Origin of the sequence: Pseudomonas sp. C6002, from assembly GCF_013385805.1 — a bacterium.
Lineage (GTDB): Bacteria > Pseudomonadota > Gammaproteobacteria > Pseudomonadales > Pseudomonadaceae > Aquipseudomonas.
This window is the reverse complement of record NZ_JACAPH010000041.1, coordinates 1-17,908: the sequence shown is the minus strand read 5'-3', so window position 1 is coordinate 17,908 and position 17,908 is coordinate 1. Positions and strand designations below refer to the sequence as shown.

General features: G+C 60.0%; 17 protein-coding genes and 4 tRNA genes. 11 read left to right on the top strand and 10 right to left on the bottom strand.

Features of this window, described 5'->3' with window-relative positions; genetic code table 11:
- Nucleotides 1-324 precede the first annotated feature (324 nt).
- The 4 genes from HX817_RS27990 (at nucleotide 325) to HX817_RS27975 (ending at nucleotide 738) form a co-directional block, all read left to right on the top strand.
- Nucleotides 325-400: transfer RNA gene (locus HX817_RS27990), tRNA-Glu, on the top strand.
- A gap of 3 nt (nucleotides 401-403) precedes the next feature.
- Nucleotides 404-479 (top strand) — tRNA-Gly (locus HX817_RS27985).
- Between the two features lie 104 nt (nucleotides 480-583).
- Nucleotides 584-659: transfer RNA gene (locus tag HX817_RS27980), tRNA-Glu, on the top strand.
- A 3-nt stretch (nucleotides 660-662) separates the two neighbouring features.
- Nucleotides 663-738, top strand: a tRNA-Gly gene (locus tag HX817_RS27975).
- 99 nt (nucleotides 739-837) lie between these two features.
- Here the strand turns inward: HX817_RS27975 and HX817_RS27970 are convergent.
- The 7 genes from HX817_RS27970 to HX817_RS27940 all read right to left on the bottom strand — a co-directional run bounded on the left by HX817_RS27970 (nucleotide 838) and on the right by HX817_RS27940 (nucleotide 7,217).
- Nucleotides 838-1,383: a hypothetical protein gene (locus HX817_RS27970; RefSeq protein ID WP_008431270.1), complete on the bottom strand. Its 546-nt coding sequence runs from the start codon at nucleotides 1,381-1,383 to the stop codon at nucleotides 838-840.
- Nucleotides 1,380-1,706, bottom strand: a complete 327-nt coding sequence (locus HX817_RS27965; protein WP_102369638.1) for a hypothetical protein — start codon at nucleotides 1,704-1,706, stop codon at nucleotides 1,380-1,382. Before HX817_RS27965 ends, HX817_RS27970 begins: the two co-directional genes overlap by 4 nt.
- Nucleotides 1,707-1,823: 117 nt before the next feature.
- A complete protein-coding gene (locus HX817_RS27960) occupies nucleotides 1,824-3,041 on the bottom strand; it encodes a phospholipase D-like domain-containing protein (RefSeq protein ID WP_177041903.1) in 1,218 nt (405 codons plus the stop codon).
- A 56-nt stretch (nucleotides 3,042-3,097) separates the two neighbouring features.
- A complete protein-coding gene (locus HX817_RS27955; RefSeq protein WP_003217203.1) occupies nucleotides 3,098-3,745 on the bottom strand; it encodes a MotA/TolQ/ExbB proton channel family protein in 648 nt (215 codons plus the stop codon).
- Between the two features lie 17 nt (nucleotides 3,746-3,762).
- Nucleotides 3,763-6,045 carry a TonB-dependent receptor gene (locus HX817_RS27950; protein WP_008431274.1) on the bottom strand — a complete coding sequence of 761 codons (2,283 nt, stop codon included), beginning with the start codon at nucleotides 6,043-6,045 and terminating at the stop codon, nucleotides 3,763-3,765.
- Between the two features lie 24 nt (nucleotides 6,046-6,069).
- Nucleotides 6,070-6,807 (bottom strand): energy transducer TonB, encoded by a 738-nt coding sequence (locus tag HX817_RS27945; protein WP_003217207.1) that lies wholly within the window; start codon nucleotides 6,805-6,807, stop codon nucleotides 6,070-6,072.
- 2 nt (nucleotides 6,808-6,809) lie between these two features.
- Complete coding sequence (locus tag HX817_RS27940; protein ID WP_003217209.1) at nucleotides 6,810-7,217, bottom strand: biopolymer transporter ExbD; 408 nt, start codon at nucleotides 7,215-7,217, stop codon at nucleotides 6,810-6,812.
- A 189-nt stretch (nucleotides 7,218-7,406) separates the two neighbouring features.
- Between HX817_RS27940 and HX817_RS27935 the strand changes: the two genes are divergently transcribed.
- Nucleotides 7,407-7,961: a GNAT family N-acetyltransferase gene (locus HX817_RS27935; RefSeq protein WP_003217211.1), complete on the top strand. Its 555-nt coding sequence runs from the start codon at nucleotides 7,407-7,409 to the stop codon at nucleotides 7,959-7,961.
- Nucleotides 7,961-9,529, top strand: a complete 1,569-nt coding sequence (locus tag HX817_RS27930; protein ID WP_177041901.1) for an alkaline phosphatase — start codon at nucleotides 7,961-7,963, stop codon at nucleotides 9,527-9,529. Before HX817_RS27935 ends, HX817_RS27930 begins: the two co-directional genes overlap by 1 nt.
- On the opposite strand, the gene HX817_RS27925 is transcribed toward HX817_RS27930, so the two are convergent.
- Complete coding sequence (locus HX817_RS27925; protein WP_008431289.1) at nucleotides 9,530-10,156, bottom strand: hypothetical protein; 627 nt, start codon at nucleotides 10,154-10,156, stop codon at nucleotides 9,530-9,532.
- Nucleotides 10,157-10,247: 91 nt separating this feature from the next.
- Here HX817_RS27925 and HX817_RS27920 point away from each other — a divergent pair, with 91 nt between their 5' ends.
- Nucleotides 10,248-11,180, top strand: coding sequence for a LysR family transcriptional regulator (locus HX817_RS27920; protein ID WP_177041899.1), 933 nt, complete (start codon nucleotides 10,248-10,250; stop codon nucleotides 11,178-11,180).
- Nucleotides 11,181-11,307: 127 nt separating this feature from the next.
- Here HX817_RS27920 and HX817_RS27915 read toward each other — a convergent pair whose 3' ends face one another.
- Together HX817_RS27915 and HX817_RS27910 are read right to left on the bottom strand one after the other, a co-directional pair.
- Entirely contained in the window at nucleotides 11,308-11,715 is a 408-nt protein-coding gene (locus tag HX817_RS27915) for a PA2817 family protein (RefSeq protein ID WP_003217220.1), read from the bottom strand.
- A gap of 231 nt (nucleotides 11,716-11,946) precedes the next feature.
- On the bottom strand, nucleotides 11,947-14,394 hold the full coding sequence (locus HX817_RS27910; RefSeq protein WP_177041897.1) for an acyl-CoA dehydrogenase: 2,448 nt from the start codon (nucleotides 14,392-14,394) through the stop codon (nucleotides 11,947-11,949).
- 192 nt (nucleotides 14,395-14,586) lie between these two features.
- Here HX817_RS27910 and HX817_RS27905 point away from each other — a divergent pair, with 192 nt between their 5' ends.
- The 4 genes from HX817_RS27905 to HX817_RS27890 all read left to right on the top strand — a co-directional run bounded on the left by HX817_RS27905 (nucleotide 14,587) and on the right by HX817_RS27890 (nucleotide 17,771).
- Nucleotides 14,587-15,246: a transglutaminase family protein gene (locus HX817_RS27905; protein ID WP_102369633.1), complete on the top strand. Its 660-nt coding sequence runs from the start codon at nucleotides 14,587-14,589 to the stop codon at nucleotides 15,244-15,246.
- Nucleotides 15,247-15,303: 57 nt separating this feature from the next.
- Nucleotides 15,304-15,927, top strand: coding sequence for a glutathione S-transferase family protein (locus HX817_RS27900; protein ID WP_102369632.1), 624 nt, complete (start codon nucleotides 15,304-15,306; stop codon nucleotides 15,925-15,927).
- Between the two features lie 135 nt (nucleotides 15,928-16,062).
- On the top strand, nucleotides 16,063-16,995 hold the full coding sequence (locus HX817_RS27895) for an ABC transporter ATP-binding protein (protein ID WP_003217227.1): 933 nt from the start codon (nucleotides 16,063-16,065) through the stop codon (nucleotides 16,993-16,995).
- Nucleotides 16,992-17,771 (top strand): ABC transporter permease, encoded by a 780-nt coding sequence (locus HX817_RS27890; protein WP_177041895.1) that lies wholly within the window; start codon nucleotides 16,992-16,994, stop codon nucleotides 17,769-17,771. Before HX817_RS27895 ends, HX817_RS27890 begins: the two co-directional genes overlap by 4 nt.
- Nucleotides 17,772-17,908 lie beyond the last annotated feature (137 nt).

The following is a 17,908-nucleotide window of genomic DNA, read 5'->3' as shown; positions in this document are numbered from 1 at the left end:
GTAGTGACTGGTGCAGTGACCGGATAGGACTGAGCGACCAGTTGCGTCAGTAGTTTCTTCTATATAGCGGGGCAGTCCCTGCGTAGATGCACATTGCCATCATTTGCTGTGGCGAACTATAGCGCCTTGTGGAACGCCAGAATATAGGCGCCAAAGCCTGGACGGCGAGAAACCCTTGCAACCCCCGTAAACCACGGCGAAGTCATTGATTTAAATAAATTTATCCTTGGGGGTTGACGACCTCCCAATCCATCCATAGAATGCGCGCCACTTACAGCGTAAAGCACACAGCGAAACGCGGTAGGGAGTGAATGTTGTACGTGTGTCCCCTTCGTCTAGTGGCCTAGGACACCGCCCTTTCACGGCGGTAACAGGGGTTCGAGTCCCCTAGGGGACGCCATATGCGGGAATAGCTCAGTTGGTAGAGCACGACCTTGCCAAGGTCGGGGTCGCGAGTTCGAGTCTCGTTTCCCGCTCCAAATTTAAGCAGTGTTGCCCTCGGGCGGCACTGAGTGAAACCAGGGCGTAATCTTCGGATTTAATCTCTGGGCACTGAAATACACACCATGTGTTTCAGTAGCGTGTCCCCTTCGTCTAGTGGCCTAGGACACCGCCCTTTCACGGCGGTAACAGGGGTTCGAGTCCCCTAGGGGACGCCATTTGCGGGAATAGCTCAGTTGGTAGAGCACGACCTTGCCAAGGTCGGGGTCGCGAGTTCGAGTCTCGTTTCCCGCTCCATATTTAACGAAAACGCCGATCAGCAATGATCGGCGTTTTTGTTTGTGGGTTTTTTGTGAGCTGGAGTGCAATGCCCCGGCCCACGTTGCGTTTGTACCGCTAGAAATTATCCATCGCGTGGCACATCGACAGCCTTCCCGACGGCGTCGGTTCAATCGGACTCCATCGTTCGGCACCTTTCGGCAGCTCAGCAAGCTCGAATGAGCAACTCCCGGACATTGATGCTCGCACCATGTAGTCCATGCCGGGCTTGGGGATAAAGGTCATGGTGTTGAAACATTGCCGGCCATATTGCGGCAACCCAAGGTAATGAAAGGCAATGGGCGTGTTCGCCGGAATCACCTGTTCGGACGACACCGCACCGTCCCAGGTGTAAATCGGCCCCGGCATCCCCAGGCTTGCGCCATTGCGGTCGGCGAAGCCGGATTTGGCGGACACCATCACGCCTGCTCCGGGAACATTCCAGTCCAGGCAATCGCGCCCGGGCACTGCGCGCACCATGCCGTCGCTGATAATGCGCAAGCGCGCCGTCTCGGCAGACGGTGGCGCTGTATAGGCGGTGTTGAGGGAGCGGACGTTATATACCTGGCCACAGCCGCTGAGAAGAACCAGGAACAGGGCGGGAATTACACGTAAGGTTCTCATGGCTGGCGGCAGTTCTGGCTGACCGACAGATGCGGCGCGGGCTCAAGCTTGACCATCTGCAAGCCATTAGCACCCTGGAAGATAAAATATTTGTTGCGACAATCCTTAAACGTCTCCGAGTAACCTTCAGCCCGGAATGCTTCCCCGTCGATCTCCCTGGTCACCGTATTGTTGCGGCTGACCACGGCGAGCACCTGCTCATAGCTCTCGCCCATCTTCACCCCGGGCTCACCGGTGGTGGTCATCGAATTGGCGCAGCCGCCAAGCCCGATGGCCGCCCAAACCAGCGCGGCACCGTACAGTCCATTGCGTGTGTTGTTCATCCCTGCTCTCCCTCCATGAGTTATGCAGGGTTGGTCAGCGCAAAGGCGAAAAAGTGCAACCTGGATATCTGGCAATGTGATATTGCCCGCAAAGCCATGCCATTTGCGGGCAACAGCTTAAGGTTTGCCCGGATGCGGCTGCGGGTACTCACTCGTCACTTCCAGTGCCTTGGCATACGGCCCGTCCCACAGTTGCTCGTGTAAATCTCCCACACGCTTGGCCATCGCCTCACTGCGCATCACCACTTCCAGGTTGCGCGAGTTATCGAAATAACCCCCCAGCCAGTTACTGGTGCCCACCCACGCCACTTGCCCGTCGATTTCCATGGTCTTGCTGTGGATCACCCGCGCATAAGGAATAAATCCTTGCCTGGCCTCGGGCAGCGTGACGATCTTGACCTCGACATTCGGCAGCACCGCCAGGCTTTTCAGGTACGGCAATTCCAGTGCTTCGGTGTTCCAGTTGGATACCATCAACTTGATCGAGACCCCGCGCGCTGCCGCTGCACGCAATGCATTGTCGATCATCGCGTAGTAAGGCCGGGTTCTGTCAGGTCCATAGGACAGCGGCGCGTAGTCCAGCAGTTGTACGCGCACTTCCTTTTTCGCCTCGCCCAGCAGACGTGGCAGTTCCAGCTGCGAATCACCCACACCCGGCGGGTTGTAGCGCTGGGGGCTGGCTACCAGGTAGTTGCCGGTGCGTGCCGGTGTGGCACCTGTGGCGGGCAGGGCAACAGGCTGGTTGTCGGCCAACGCAGCCTGGGCCTGCCAGTCCTGTTCAAAAATGGCCTGGGTCTGGGCGACGACGTTTGCATCACTGATCAACAGCCCGGTTTCGTGGATATGCTCCAGCGAACGCCAGTCGAAGTTCTGGCTGCCGATAAACGCCTGCTTGCCATCCACTACCATGTATTTCGCGTGGATGATCCCGCCACTCAGCTTGCCATAGGGCAGGATGCGGAAGGTCAGGTTGGGAATGGCTTTCAGGCGCTCCAGGGTCGAGGCTTCCGACAGCCGCACGCCTTTTTCTTCCAGCAGGAAGCGAATTTTCACCCCGCGTTTGCCGGCGGCTTCCAGGTGTTCAATCACCTTGTCCATCACCGAGCCAGGATGGTCGGCCGCGTAGAACTGGCCGATGTCGATACGGCTTTTCGCGCCATCGAACAGCTGGATCCACACGGGGCCGGGCTGGCGCAGATCGGCGGTGCCAAGTTGGGTGTCCACTGGCACGGTGTGTACCAACTCAAATCCCGGAATTGAAAAGTCCGCCTGGGCAAGCGGACTGAGGAGCAGGCCTGCAAGGCCGGCGATACGTAATTTCAGCGATATGGACATAGGCGTCTCATCGGGCAAAAAAAGGGCGGGCGCATGATGCGCCCGCCCCGGGAAGGTCACGCAGTGCGGGTGTGCAGCGGGGTCGGTACCAGGTGCGGCACTTCACCCTGCACGCGGGCACCGGTTGCCGCGCGGATCAGTAGGATTTTCAGCTGGTCGTTGATGCGCTCCAGGCTGTCCTGGAAGAAGTTGTGGAACACCACGCAGAACAGCGCGATGGCGATACCCAAACCCGTGGCGAACAGGGCCGTACCGATACCACCGGAAATCTGGCCCGGGTCGGACACACCGGCACTGGCCAGCGCCTTGAAGGTGTCGATGATGCCGAGGATGGTCCCCAACAGGCCGAGCAGCGGCGCGGCGGTGGTGATGGTTTCGATGATCCACAGGCTGCGCGACAGCGGCGCGCGGGTCTTGAGGTACTGGGTTTCGATCTCGTCGTCCAGGTCCTTGCGCGAACCATGGGACGCCTTCTGCGCCAGGATCGGCAGCACCATGCTCAGCGGCAGGCTGTCACGGCGAGTCAGGTTTTCCGGCAGGTCGCGTTCGCTGTGCACATTGGCGCCCAGCACTTCGGTCAATGCACGGGCCTGGCGGCGCACGTAGGCGAAGTAAATGCCACGTTCGATGGTGATGAAGATTGCAATCGCCAGTGCGGCGTACATCACATAAAAGGTGATTTGGTGAAGCAGGTTCATGTCCATGATGCTGAGCCTCGCAGTTAGAAATTGGCTTCCAGGGAAACGGTGACGGTGCGGTCAAGCCCAACGATGTAGGCCGGGTCGCCATCGCGGAAACCGCTGTAGCTCGCCGAGTTGGTCTTGGTGGTGTACACGCCGTCCAGGTACTTCTTGTCGAACAGGTTGTCGACGTTCAGGCGCAGGGTTGCGTCCTTGACGACTTTCTTGTCCACCGGCAGGTAGATACCGGCGCCGAGGTTGAAGATGGTGCGGGCGGAGATGGCTTCGTCGTTGGTCAGGTCGCCATAGAGCTTGCTGGTGAACTTGCCGCCGAAGGTGCCGTAGAAGCGCCCGTCGTCATAGCCGATGTTGGCCGCCAGCATGTTGGTCGGCACGTTGGCGAACTGCTTGCCGCTGGTGGGCAGCACGATCGGCTTGCCGGCGCTGTAGACGGTCAGGTCGTCCTGCTGCTTGGAGCTGGTGTAGGTGTAGGAGGTGTAGTAGTTGAAGTTGTGCGGCAGCTTGCCGCTCCACTCCAGTTCCAGGCCTTTGTTGATGACGGTGCCGGCGTTGATGTCGGCGGAATCACCGTTGCTGTCCAGGGAGGTGAGCTGGCGATTCTTGAACTGCATGTAGAACAGGGTCGCGGCGAGGGTGCTGTCTTCGCCGGTGTAGCGCCAGCCCAGTTCCTGGTTCCAGCTGAGTTCCGGCTTGGAGTCGAGGGAGCCGACGCCTTTGTCGTACAGCACGTAGTTCTGTGGAATACGCATGTTGCGCGACAAGCTGTAGAACAACTGGTCACGCTCGTCGAGCTGGTATTTCAGGCCGGCGTTGGGCAGCAGTTTGTTGTAGGTCTGGCTGGCCTTGCCGGGTTGCTCGGTGAGGCTGCCGTGGTTGGTGCCGTCACGCTCGACGTTCATGTAGGCAATGCCCGCGATCAACGTCCAGTCCGAGTTGATGTACCAGGTGTCCTGGGTCCAGACCTTTTGCGCCGGCGTCACGGTGTAGCGGTCGCGACCCTGTACGGTGTTGCCGTTGGCGTCGACCACGGAGTTGCCGTCGGGCCAGGTATCGCTTGGCTTGCCGTTGTTCTTGAGGGCAATGAACGGTTGGGTCTGGCTTTGGCGGGCGCGTTCATACCAGTAGCCGAATTGCAGGCTGTGGTCGCCCAGGTCCCAGTTCAGCTTGGTGGTGATGCCCGGGCGCCAGGTCTGGGTGCGCGAAGGGCGGTAGTAGACGCCGGTGGTCGCGGAACCGTCGGCGTTGTATTGAGCCTGTGTCGGCAGGTTGCCGAGGTCGAAAACGCCGCCCTTGTTCGAGCCACTGTTCAGCGCATAGGCCGAGGAGCCCACGCCGCTGCCGTTGCCGTAGTAGTAATACGGGATCACCGAGAGGGACAGGTTGTCGCTCAGCTTGTACTGGGTGTTGAGCACGGCGGTAAAGGTCTGGAACGGGTTCTGCGCCAGGTCGTAGTAGCTGCTGACCTTGCCGTTGGCGCCCACCGCCGGTGTCGCCGGGTACGGGTCGTACTTGCGGCCGTACTGCTGGAACTGTGCCTTGGTCAACTGGCTGTAACTGTTGTTGTCCTGCTCGTGGTACTTGAGGATCAGGTTGGCGGTGTTGCCGTTGCCGGCGTCGAAGAAGCTGTTCCACTCCACCTTGTCCGCACGCACGGCACCCGAGCCGCGCCACATCTGGCCTTCGGTGTGGGAAGCCGACAGCCAGTTGCTCAGGCCGTTGACTTCACCGGTATTGAGGCGGGCGAAGGTCTTGCGGGTGGCGTTGCTGCCGACCACTTGCTTGACGAAGGCACCGGTTTCCTTGGTGGGGCGAATGGTCACGATGCCGATGTTGCCGCCGCTGGAACCGATGTGCGGGCCGTCGGCTTCCGACGAGCCCTGGGTGACGAAAATCTGGTCGATGTTTTCCGGGTCGCCCAGCAGGTTGGAGTACAACGCATAGTTGCCGGAGTCGTTGATCGGCATGCCGTCCACCGACATGCCCACCTGGTCGGAGTTCATGCCGCGCATGGTGAAGCGGAAACCCGAGAGGCCGGTGTTGTCTTCACTGGAGATGTTCAGGCCCGGGGTGTACTTGAGCTTGTCGATGGCGTTGCCGGTGGCCGTCTGTTTGTCCAATGCTTCCTTGGTGATGGTCGAGCGGCCCTTGGCGCTCTCTTCCTGGACCATGTAACCGCCCCCAGCGGTTGCCTTGCCCTGTACCCCAATAGTCCCGACGTCACTGTCGCTGGTATCTGCCATGACCACTCCATGGGTCATGCTCGTCGCGGCAACGAGTGCCAGATGAATCCGGGTGAACTTCATCACTGTCGTCCTGGTGGTGTGTGCTTATTGCACGCTGTAGTTGAAGGTGGCGGTGAAGCGCTGCTCGTTACGTCCACCGAAGGCTTGTTCGGGGAACGGTTTCACCTGCTTGATACGGCGCAGGCTGTTGGTGGCGGCCCGGTTGAGCAGCATGCTCGGCGCCGGGGTCTGGATCCCGGAGTCGAGGACGCGGCCTTGGCGGTCCACCATTAACCAGACCACCACCTCGCCACTCGGGCGTTCAAGGGACGCCTGGCGCCCGGTGGGGTATTGCTTGTAGGTGTCCAACTCGTTGCGCAAGCCCTTGAGGTAGCCGCCTTCCAGTGCCTGGCCGTCGACTTTCGGCGGCGCCGGTGGCGCAGCGGGTGCTGGCGTGGGAGCGGGAGCGGCTTGCACCGGCTTGGCGGCCACCGGAGCTGGCGCAGGCACAGGCGTTGGCTTGGCGACCACGGGCTTGGGCACCGGTTTTGGCTTGGGCTCAGGCTTTGGCAGTGGTTTGGGGATCGGCTTGGGTGGCGGAGGTGGAGGGGCAGGTTCGGCCTCCTCGTCTTCGATCACCGGCGGCGGTGGCGGCGGTTCTTCCACCACGGGCTCGGGGACCACTTCCGGCTCCGGCTCGACCAGCGCGAGTTCAACCGCCGACTCGTCGTACTGCGGCTGGATCTTCAGGGGTTGGGACTGGATACCCAGTGCAATCAGCACCAGGGCGATCAGGGCCGGGACACTGCCCAGCAGCCGACGCGCACGAAACAAGGCATACATGATCAGGACTTTTTCGTGGCGATGGAGACAGAGGTAAAGCCACCCAGGCGCAGGGTGTCCATCACCTCGACCAGGCGCGACACTTCCACGCCTTTGTCGCTGTTGACGATGATCGTCGACTTGGTGTCTGGCTTCTCGCCGGCCTTGAGTGCAGGCACCAGCGCGTCGACGGTCAGGTCCTTGCCATCGAGCTGCAGCTGACCTTCCAGGCCCAGGGTCAGGATGAATTTATTTTGCGGCTTGAGCTGCTGTGAACTGCTGGCGCTCGGCAGCTGAGTCTTCATGCCCAGGGCCGGAATCACGTTCAAACTCACCAGTACAAAAAACACCAACAGGAACATCATCACGTCGATCATCGGGATCAGTTCGATGTGTGCCTTGCGTTTTTTGGGTTCATCCCAAGTTCTCATTCCGCTACCCCGCAGTTGATTAGGGGCGACACGCTAGCAACCAAAAATGACCGAATGGTTAACTTTAATTTAAGCTTTTAAGGCTCTAGGACGGGTCTTACAGAAGGCTCGTAGGTCTATTTATCTACGTAATGAAACTGACACGACGCGGGTACATTCTTGGAGAATTTATTTCGCGAGTCCCCCTGCATGAGCATTGCACTGCCGCATTTATCCACCCCGCGACTGCTGTTGAAGCCTCTGCAAAAGGAGCAGGCCGAGACGTTGTCGGTGCTGGCCAACGATCCCGATATTGCGAACAACACGGCTGCGATTCCATCGCCATACACCTTGGAAACCGCACACGCCTTTATTGATGGCCAGGCAGAGAATTACCGCTCGGGGCATTCACTGGGGCTGGGGATTCATCTGCGGGAAACTGGCGAATTGATCGGCGTGATCAGTCTCAGATTATCTGCTGCTCATCGAAGTGGGCATCTTGGGTATTGGGTGGCCGCCCATTCTCGAAGCCAGGGTTATGCCGCCGAAGCAGCGGCGCAGATCATGGCGTTTGGGTTCAGCGAATTGGCGCTGCAGCGTGTGGGCAGCCAGTGCTTTGCTCGTAACAAAGGGTCCGCTCGGGTCATGGAAAAAATTGGCTTGGGTTACGAAGGGTGCATGAAGGGCGCCTTCCTCAAGAATGGGGTGCACGAGGACATGTTGTTGTATGGCCTGGTGCGTGCCGATTGGAAGGAGCGCAGTTGATGAGTGTGAATCACGATCGCCGTCGCGTACTGGGCGGGCTTGCAGTTGCCACGGCGTTTTCGATCCTCAGCCCGTTTGCCCGTAGTGCAGGCATCGACTATCCCTTCACCCTCGGTGTGGCGTCAGGCGATCCATTGCCCGATGGTTTCGTGATCTGGACGCGCCTCGCGCCGCTTTTCAATGCCGCCGACGGTCGGGGTGGCCTGAGCCGCGCGGTGCCGGTGCGCTGGAAGGTGGCCCGCGATGCAGCGATGACGCACGTTGTGCGCCAGGGCGAGGTGATGGCCAGCGAGCGTTTCGCCCATTCGGTGCATGTGGAAGTGAGCGGGTTGGAGGCGGGTCGACCTTACTGGTACCAGTTCGAGGGCCTCGGTGCGCAAAGCCCGGTGGGCCAGTCGCGCACAGCGCCGGCGGTGCATGCCATGGCATCGGCGCAGTTGGGTTTTGTCTCCTGCTCCGATTGGGAGCGAGGCTACTTCAGCGCCTATCGGCATTTGGCCGCCGAGCAGCCTGACCTGGTGTTTTTCCTCGGGGATTACATCTATGACAGTTCCTACGCGACTGATTCCGGCAAGATCATTCGCCCCCACGGCAGCGGCAATGCGTTGAATCTGGTGGATTACCGCAACCGCTACGCCCTGTACAAGACCGATCCGGATTTGCAGGCACTGCATGCTGCGGCGCCCAGTGTGGTCACCTGGGACGATCACGAAGTGCAAAACGACTATGCCAGCCAGTGGTCCCAGGACCCGAACATCCCGGTGACGAGTTTTCTCAAGCAGCGGGCGGCGGCCTACCAGGCCTTCTACGAGCACATGCCGCTGCGGGCCAGCAGCCTGCCGCGCGGGCCGGACATGCGCCTCTATCGGCGTTTGGATTACGGCCGGCTGGCGCGCTTCCATGTGCTGGATGGGCGTCAGTACCGCTCCGAGCAGCCATGCATCCTGGCCAATGGCAGCCACAAGGGGCATGTGGCCGCGAATACCTGTGCTGACCTGCGCGATCCCCGTCGCACCATGCTCGGCTGGGAGCAGGAGGCTTGGCTGGATCAGGGTTTTGCCGAGTCCCGGGCACAATGGAACGTGATCGCCCAGGACCTGTTGGTCGCGCCGCTCACGCAACGTGACCTGACCAACCACAAGCCCGGCCGCTGGACAGATGGCTGGGATGGTTACATGGCCAACCGTGAGCGGATGCTTGCGTCGATGGTGCGCAGAAAGGTGAATAACCCGGTGTTCTGGGGCGGCGATATTCACTCGTTCTGGACGACGGACCTGCACGCTGACGCAGGGAATCCGGATTCGCCCGTGGTCGCGACCGAGTTTGTCGGCACGTCGGTGACGTCTGACGGGCCACCATTTGATGCGTTCAGTGCGATCCTGCCCCTCAATCCCCATGTGAAGTTTTTCGACAGCCGCCAGCGCGGCTATGTGTCGGTGGCGCTTGAGGAGAGGAATATGCTGACGAACTTCCGGGTGATTTCCGATGCCCGGGATCCGAACGCCAGCGTCTCGACCCTCAAGTCGTTTGTGGTGGAACCGGGCAGGGCGGGGGCGATTGCGGTTTAGTCAGTTCAGGGTATAGCGCACCGACAATGCACCCTTTTTCTCGGAGAGGGCCAGGATCGTCACCTGACCCACGTCCCCCAATGCCTGCACGTGCGTGCCGCCGCAGGCATAGGCCGGCAGGTCGCCAAAACCCACTTGCCGCGTACCGTCATCCAGGGCCATATGGCGCGGCAGGTTGGCGGCGATCCATTGGTCGACTTGCCGCTGGATCGCCTCGGCGTCCATGGCCTGGGCCGAGGTGCCGCGAATAAAGGTGATCTTGCCTTCGCCCGGCCAGTGATGAGCCTTGATCGGCATCCAGCCCAGGGTTTCACCGGCATTGCCGATCAGATGCCCGGCCGAGTGCAGGCGCGTGTGCAAGGTGCGGCGGTCTTCATCGACGCGTGCCTGGATCACGCCGGGAGCCACGGGGCGGTCTACGTAATGCACGACATGATCGCCTTCCTGCACCACCTTCAACACCTGGCTTGCCCCGAGCCAGCCGGTGTCGGAGGGCTGGCCGCCACCTTGTGGATGGAAGATTGTGGACTGCAGGATTACCGCAAACTGGTTATCAAAAGGTGTGCATCCCAGCACTTCAAGTTCGGCATTCAGGTGGTCATGGGTAAAAAACAGGCGCTGGGTCATCATTTATATCCGCATCAGGGTTTCTAACCGGCAGTATAAGAAGTGCGCCAATGGGTGATAATCCGTTCAAATCTCAATGGACTTGTGCGTCATGAGCATCAATCTTCCCTTACCGCTGCTGGGCGAAATGGCGATTTTCGTCAAGGTGGTGGAAACCGGCAGCTTCTCCGAGGCTGCGCGCCAACTGGGAGCATCGCCGTCCTCCGTGAGCCGCAGCATCTCACGCCTGGAAAAGGCCCTGGCAACTCGCCTGCTGCAACGCACTACGCGCAAGTTGCGCCTCAGCGAAGGTGGTGAAGAGGTGTTCAAGCGCTGCCAGGAAATGGTCAGTGCTGCGCGGTCGGTGATGGAAATCAGCGGCCAATACACCCATGAAGCCGAAGGGCTGGTGCGGGTCAGCGTGCCCAAGGCGGTAGGGCGTTTTGTGGTGCATCCGCATATGCCGGAGTTTTTGCGGCGTTATCCCAAGGTTGACGTGCAGTTGATCCTGGAGGACCGGCATGTGGACCTGATTGACGACAATGTCGACCTGAGCATCCGCATCACCGACAGCCCGCCGCCGGGGTTGGTGGGGCGCCAGTTGCTGCCGATCGAGCATTTGATCTGCGCCACGCCGCGGTACCTGGCGGAGCACGGTACGCCGCAGCATCCCCATGATTTGCTGGAGCACAGTTGCATCTACCTGGGTGAGACGCCGGGGGATGCGCGCTGGAAGTTTCGCCAGGGCAGCAAGGCGGTGACGGTGGGCGTGCGCGGGCGGTATGCGGCCAATCACACAGGCGTGCGGCTGGATGCGGTATTGCAACATGTGGGGATTGGCAGCTTGCCGTATTTCACGGCGCGGCATGCGCTGGAAGCGGGGGAGGTGGTGCAGGTGTTGCCGGGGTGGGATTTCATTGCGTCGTACCACGGGGATGCGTGGTTACTGCATTCGCCGACGCGGTACCTGCCGCCGAAGTTGCGTGTGTTTATTGATTATCTGGTGGAGTGCATGAAGAGAGAGCCGACGCTGAATAAGCGGTAGGAATACAGTTTAAATGTGGGAGCGGGCTTGCTCGCGAATGCGGTGGTTCAGTCACCTAAAATATTGACTGAACCACCGCATTCGCGAGCAAGCCCGCTCCCACATTTGATCTGCGTGAGCCCTGAAATCAGTGCTTGGGCTGGTCATTGGACATGGCCAATAACTGCTTTTCCTGGTTCCAGTCGAACGGTTCGTCGTTCTGTTCAGCTTCGAAGCGACGTTCTTCCAGGGCCTGGTACAGGTCCAGCTCGTCGTCGGGCATGAAGTGCAGGCAGTCGCCACCGAAGAACCACAGCAGGTCGCGCGGTACCAGGTGAGCAATTTGCGGGTAGCGCAGGATGACCTGGCTCATCATGTCCTGGCCCAGGTACTGGCTTTCGATCGGGTCGATGGGCAGCAAGGCGCGCAGTTCATCGAAGCGCTCCAGGAACAGGAGGTGGCTTTCCTCGGGAACCTGTTCGGCTTCGCCGACGGCAACCAGGATGCTGCGCAGGTGGTCGAGCAAGACGAGATGATCGGCAACGACGTTGGACACGAGATAAGTCCTCAAGAGCAAAACGGGCGCGAGAGTATATAGCTCGGTGCCTTGCCTCACAAATACGATTCCTTTTGACGAGTGGCTGTTGTTGTCAGGCAAGGCGCCGCGACGAGTCATAGCTTGCTATGGCGAGGAGCGGCAACGCAGCATGACGACAACAGACGCCGTCAAAAGGGATCAGTATTTGTGAGGTAGGGCACTCTACCCGTTTTTATATGACCGCTGGGATCAGCGGACTTTTCCCTCAGCCTGGCTCAGTTCTTCCTTGCTGAAATCATCCACGTCGATCACCTTGCGTCGCGCTGCTTCAGCGTCACGCAGGGTCTGCGCCTCGGCCGGTTGCAGCACGCCGGCATGCAGCGCGGCATCGATGGCGTGTTCGCCCGCGGTCGGTTTGACCTGGCCGCTCTTGAGGCCTTCGTGGAGTTTTTTCTGCAACGGATGGCTGTCGGCCAACAGGTCGTAGGCATGTTGCAGGGCGCCCACCGGATCTTCTGCAGACTGTGGGCGATAGCAGTCAGCCAGCACCGCTTCCAGGGTCGGGTCACCCTTGGCGCGACCAAGCACTGCGGCCACCTCGGCATCCAGCGCATCGGACGGGCCTTTATGACGGCGGCCGAACGGGAACACGATCACCCGCAACAGACAACCCAGCACCTTGCTCGGGAAGTTGGTCAGCAGTTCATCCAGTGCACGCTCGGAGTGGCCAAGGCTCTCTTCCATGGCCCAGGCGAACAGCGGTTCCAGGTGGTCTGGCGAATCCAGGTCGTGATAACGCTTGAGTGCAGCCGATGCCAGGTACATGTGGCTCAGCACATCACCAAGACGTGCCGACAGGCGTTCGCGTCGTTTCAACTCGCCGCCCAGCAGCATCATGCTCAGGTCCGCCAGCATCGCAAACGCCGCGGCCTGACGGTTGAGTGCGCGGAAATAGCCCTGGCTCAGGCTGTTGCCCGGAGCCTTTTCGAAGTGACCGAAACCGAGGTTCAACACCAGGGTGCTGGCGGCGTTGCCTACGGCAAAGCCGATGTGCTGCAGCAGCAGGCCGTCGAATTCCTTCAGCGCCTGGTCATGGTCTTCGCGACCGGCCAGGGCCATTTCCTTGAGGACGAACGGATGGCAGCGAATTGCGCCCTGGCCGAAGATCATCAGATTGCGCGAGAGGATATTCGCGCCTTCCACGGTGATGAAGATCGGCGCGCCCTGCCAGCTGCGGCCCAGGTAGTTGTTGGGGCCCATGATGATGCCCTTGCCGCCGTGCACGTCCATCGCGTGGCTGATGCATTCGCGGCCGCGTTCGGTCAGGTGGTACTTGAGGATCGCCGACAGTACCGAGGGTTTTTCCCCCAGGTCGACCGCGTTGGCGGTGAGCATCCGCGCGCTATCCATCAGCCACGCGTTGCCGCCGATGCGGGCCAGGGCTTCCTGGATGCCTTCAAAGGCCGCCAGCGGGACGTTGAACTGCTCACGCACCTGGGCGTACTGGCCGGTCACCAGGCTGGTGAACTTGGCCGCGCCGGTGCCGACGGCAGGCAGGGAAATCGAACGGCCTACCGACAGGCAGTTCATCAGCATCATCCAGCCCTTGCCGAGCATTTCCTGGCCACCGATCAGGAATTCCAGCGGAATGAAAACATCCTTGCCGGAGTTGGGGCCGTTCATGAACGCGGCGCCCAGTGGCAGGTGACGGCGGCCAATTTCAACACCCGGGGTGTCGGTGGGGATCAGCGCGAGGCTGATGCCCAGGTCTTCTTTGTCGCCCAGCAGATGATCCGGGTCATGGGCCTTGAAGGCCAGGCCGAGCAAAGTCGCTACCGGGCCGAGGGTGATGTAGCGTTTTTCCCAGTTCAGGCGCAGGCCGAGGGTTTCCTTGCCTTCCCATTCGCCTTTGCAGATCACCCCGGTGTCGGGCATGGAGCCAGCATCGGAACCGGCCAGTGGGCCGGTCAGGGCAAAGCACGGGATATCGTCGCCACGGGCCAGGCGTGGCAGGTAATGGTTGCGTTGTTCATCGGTGCCGTAGTGCAGCAGCAATTCGGCCGGGCCCAGGGAGTTGGGGACCATGACCGTGGAGGCGAGGTCGCCGCTGCGGGTCGCCAGCTTCATCGCGACCTGGGAGTGGGCATAGGCGGAGAAGCCTTTGCCGCCGAACTCCTTGGGGATGATCAGGGCAAAAAAGCCATGCTGCTTGATGTGTTCCCAGGCGGCGGGGGGCAGGTCCATGGCCTGGCCGATTTCCCAGTCGGTGACCATGGCGCACAGTTCTTCGGTAGGGCCGTCGATGAAGGCTTGTTCTTCTTCAGTCAGTTGCGCCTTGGGATAGGCCAGCAGCTTGTCCCAGTCGGGGCGGCCGCTGAACAGCTCGCCGTCCCACCACACGGTGCCGGCGTCGATGGCGTCGCGCTCGGTCTCGGACATCGGCGGCAGGACTTTCTGGAACCAGTTGAACAGCGGCGCGGTGAAGTACTTGCGGCGCAGGTCCGGTAGCAGCAGCGGGGCGGCTACCACGGCGATCAGTACCCAGAAGATCAGCAGCAACCAGCCTGGTGCGTGGCTGAAGGCGCCCATCGCCAACAGGTAGACGGCGACCACGCCGATGGCGGGCAGGGGCGCGATGCGCCGGTGCGCCAGGTAGGCAATGCCCACCACCAGAACCAGTATCCACAACAACAGCATATTCAATCCTCCGTGAAACCAGGTGCGAAATCACCTCAGAGCTTAGTCGGCATCCGAACAAGCGGGGTGACGAGGGTGTTACGTGGTGTGCCGGCAATGATCAGCACCAGGCGCCGACATTTGGCCGAATCGTCGTTATCCCAGGTGCATGCCTGTGGTTAGACTCAGGGCTTGCTCTCTGAGATTAACCTCATGAATGCGTACTTGAATCCCGGCCGCTTCATCGATAGTGACCACCCTGCGGTGGTGGAGTTCGCCGAAAAACATCGCGGTTCTAGTGCCGCACTTCGTGACCAGGCAGTCAGTCTTTACTACGCTGTGCGCGAGGCGGTGCGCTATAACCCCTATACCTTCAGTCGCGACCCGCAAACCCTCAGCGCGAGCTTCGCACTGGCGGCCGGCGAGAGTTATTGCGTGCCCAAGGCAACATTGCTGGCGGCGTGCGCAAGGCACTGCGGGATCCCGGCGCGCATCGGCCTGGCCGACGTGCGTAACCACCTCTCGACGCCCCGTTTGATCGAGCTGCTCAGAAGTGACGTATTTGCCATGCATGGCTATACCGAGTTGTATCTGGACGGCCGTTGGGTCAAGGCCACGCCGGCGTTCAACCAGCAACTGTGCGAACTGTTCGATGTGCCGCCGCTGGATTTCGATGGCATTCATGACAGTGTTTTTCACGCCTTCAACCGCAAGGGCCAGCGCTCCATGGAGTACGTGGTGGACCATGGGCAATTTGCCGAGGTGCCCGAGGAATTTTTCTTCGCCCACATCCAGAAATGTTACCCGCACCTGTTTGGCGAGCAGATGCCGATCCTGCTGGGGGACATGCAGAGTGATTTAAGCCGGACGTGATCCGGCGTATGCTGCCCCGGCATTCATCCAACCATCTTTTTCAAAATCGGGGCGGTCATGCTGAAAATCTGGGGTCGTAAAAATTCGTCAAATGTCAGGAAAGCACTGTGGTGCGCCGAGGAGCTCGGCCTGGACTATGAGGCAATTGATGCGGGCGGGGCTTTTGGTGTGGTCGACACGCCGCAATACCGCGCGCGGAACCCCAATGGCCGGGTGCCGATGATTGAAGACGGCGACTTTGTGCTGTGGGAATCCAACACCATCGTGCGCTACCTGGCCGCCAAACATGCGCCGGATTCGAACTGGTACCCCAGCGAGCTGCAAGCCCGGGCCAACGCTGAAAAGTGGATGGACTGGACCACCTCGACCCTGGCCGAACCGTTCAAGACCGTGTTCTGGGGCGTGCTGCGAACCCCGGCTGAAAAACAGAACTGGGACACCATCAACGCCGGTCGCCAGGCCTGCATCGACGTTTTGCAGACGGTGGATCAGGCCTTGGCCACGCAACCTTACCTGTCCGGCAGCGAGATCGGCATGGGTGATATTCCCTTGGGCAGCTTCATTTATGCCTGGTTCGAAATGCCCATCGAACGCCCGTCGATGCCTAACCTGGAAGCCTGGTACCAGCGGCTGCGCCAGCGCCCGGCCTATCAGAAATCGGTCATGACCGCGTTGACCTGATACCGACTATTAATACGGGTTACTGTACTTGTGCGGCGCGGACAAGCACCATGCCTGTCACGCGCAGCCGTTGTATTCCGTGCGGTCTGCCCTCATGTAACAATTCTATTCCTCTTCTTTGGTGCGTAATCCGATATGAGTTCCGCTCTGTCCATCCGGCAGCTAACCAAAACCTACGGCAACGGTTTCCAGGCCCTGAGTGGTATCGATCTGGACGTCGCCGAAGGTGATTTCTTCGCCTTGCTCGGCCCCAATGGCGCCGGCAAATCCACCACCATCGGGATTCTCTCGACCCTGGTCAACAAGACCACCGGTACGGTGAACATCTTTGGCAACGACCTGGACAAATCCCCGGCGGCGCTCAAGCGCAGCATCGGCGTGGTGCCCCAGGAGTTCAACTTCAACCAGTTTGAAAAGACCTTCGACATCGTCGTGACCCAGGCCGGTTACTACGGCATCCCGCCGAAGATCGCCAAGGAACGCGCCGAGCAATACCTCACGCAACTGGGCTTGTGGGACAAGCGCGACGTGCCTTCGCGTTCCCTGTCCGGGGGCATGAAGCGCCGCTTGATGATCGCTCGCGCCCTGGTTCACGAACCGCGCCTGCTGATCCTCGACGAGCCGACGGCGGGCGTGGACATCGAGCTGCGTCGTTCGATGTGGACGTTTCTCACCGAGCTGAACCAGAAAGGCATCACCATCATCCTCACCACGCACTACCTGGAAGAGGCTGAGCAGCTGTGCCGCAACATCGGCATCATCGACCACGGCACCATCGTCGAAAACACCAGCATGCGTAACTTGCTGAGCCAGTTGCATGTCGAGACCTTCCTGCTCGACCTGAAAAACGACATGACGGTTGCGCCCCAGTTGATCGGCTACCCGAATCGCCTGGTGGACAGCCACACCCTGGAAGTCCAGGTGGACAAAGCCGTGGGCATCACCGCGCTGTTTGGCCAACTGGCTACCCAGAACATCGAGGTGCTGAGCCTGCGTAACAAAACCAATCGCCTTGAGGAGTTGTTTGTGTCCCTGGTGGAGAAAAATCTGGCGAAGGTGGCGGTATGAGTTCGGAACTGCAACCCAACCTTGTCGCGCTGCAGACCATCGTTTATCGCGAAGTGAAGCGCTTTACCCGGATTTGGCCGCAGACCTTGCTGCCGCCGGCGATCACCATGGTTTTGTACTTCGTGATCTTCGGTAACCTGATTGGTCGGCAGATTGGTGATATGGGTGGATTCACCTATATGGAGTACATCGTGCCGGGGTTGATCATGATGTCGGTGATTACCAACTCCTACGGCAACGTGGTGTCGAGCTTTTTTGGCAGCAAGTTCCAGCGGTCCATCGAGGAATTGATGGTGTCGCCGGTGTCGCCTCATACGATTTTGATCGGCTACACCCTGGGCGGTGTGCTGCGCGGGTTGATGGTTGGGGTGATTGTGACGTTGCTGTCGCTGTTCTTTACCCATTTGCAGGTGCATCACCTGGGGATCACCTTGCTGGTGGTGGTGCTGACGGCGATGATCTTTTCGTTGCTGGGGTTCATCAACGCGGTGTTTGCGCGCAACTTTGATGATATTTCGATTATTCCGACGTTTGTGCTGACGCCGTTGACGTACCTGGGTGGGGTGTTTTATTCGATCACCTTGCTGCCGCCGTTCTGGCAGACCGTGTCGTTGGCTAACCCGGTTTTGCATATGGTTAACGCGTTTCGCTATGGGATCTTGGGCGTTTCGGATATCAAGATCAGTGTGGCGATCACCTTTATGCTGGTGGCGACTGTGGTGCTGTATGTGGGGTGTGCGCGGTTGCTGGTGAGTGGGCGTGGGATGCGCACCTAAGCGTTGAGATGTGATGAGAAACGGCCTCCAGATGAGGCCGTTTTTTTTGGCGATTGGTTTGAGTACATATCCGTTTTTTCGGTAACGGCCACCTATGGTTCCGCTCTTACAGCGGCTCACTTTGGAAAAGCCCCAAA

What these genes read in the sequence shown, in the direction of transcription:
- HX817_RS27910 (WP_177041897.1), bottom strand. Translation starts at nt 14,394, where the DNA reads ATGCTGTTGTTGTGGATACTGGTTCTGGTGGTGGGCATTGCCTACCTG.
- HX817_RS27945 (WP_003217207.1), bottom strand. Translation starts at nt 6,807, where the DNA reads ATGTATGCCTTGTTTCGTGCGCGTCGGCTGCTGGGCAGTGTCCCGGCC.
- HX817_RS27965 (WP_102369638.1), bottom strand. Translation starts at nt 1,706, where the DNA reads ATGAACAACACACGCAATGGACTGTACGGTGCCGCGCTGGTTTGGGCG.
- HX817_RS27930 (WP_177041901.1), top strand. Translation starts at nt 7,961, where the DNA reads ATGAGTGTGAATCACGATCGCCGTCGCGTACTGGGCGGGCTTGCAGTT.
- HX817_RS27900 (WP_102369632.1), top strand. Translation starts at nt 15,304, where the DNA reads ATGCTGAAAATCTGGGGTCGTAAAAATTCGTCAAATGTCAGGAAAGCA.
- HX817_RS27970 (WP_008431270.1), bottom strand. Translation starts at nt 1,383, where the DNA reads ATGAGAACCTTACGTGTAATTCCCGCCCTGTTCCTGGTTCTTCTCAGC.
- HX817_RS27935 (WP_003217211.1), top strand. Translation starts at nt 7,407, where the DNA reads ATGAGCATTGCACTGCCGCATTTATCCACCCCGCGACTGCTGTTGAAG.
- HX817_RS27890 (WP_177041895.1), top strand. Translation starts at nt 16,992, where the DNA reads ATGAGTTCGGAACTGCAACCCAACCTTGTCGCGCTGCAGACCATCGTT.
- HX817_RS27920 (WP_177041899.1), top strand. Translation starts at nt 10,248, where the DNA reads ATGAGCATCAATCTTCCCTTACCGCTGCTGGGCGAAATGGCGATTTTC.
- HX817_RS27895 (WP_003217227.1), top strand. Translation starts at nt 16,063, where the DNA reads ATGAGTTCCGCTCTGTCCATCCGGCAGCTAACCAAAACCTACGGCAAC.
- HX817_RS27960 (WP_177041903.1), bottom strand. Translation starts at nt 3,041, where the DNA reads ATGTCCATATCGCTGAAATTACGTATCGCCGGCCTTGCAGGCCTGCTC.
- HX817_RS27955 (WP_003217203.1), bottom strand. Translation starts at nt 3,745, where the DNA reads ATGGACATGAACCTGCTTCACCAAATCACCTTTTATGTGATGTACGCC.
- HX817_RS27940 (WP_003217209.1), bottom strand. Translation starts at nt 7,217, where the DNA reads ATGAGAACTTGGGATGAACCCAAAAAACGCAAGGCACACATCGAACTG.
- HX817_RS27905 (WP_102369633.1), top strand. Translation starts at nt 14,587, where the DNA reads ATGAATGCGTACTTGAATCCCGGCCGCTTCATCGATAGTGACCACCCT.
- HX817_RS27925 (WP_008431289.1), bottom strand. Translation starts at nt 10,156, where the DNA reads ATGACCCAGCGCCTGTTTTTTACCCATGACCACCTGAATGCCGAACTT.
- HX817_RS27950 (WP_008431274.1), bottom strand. Translation starts at nt 6,045, where the DNA reads ATGAAGTTCACCCGGATTCATCTGGCACTCGTTGCCGCGACGAGCATG.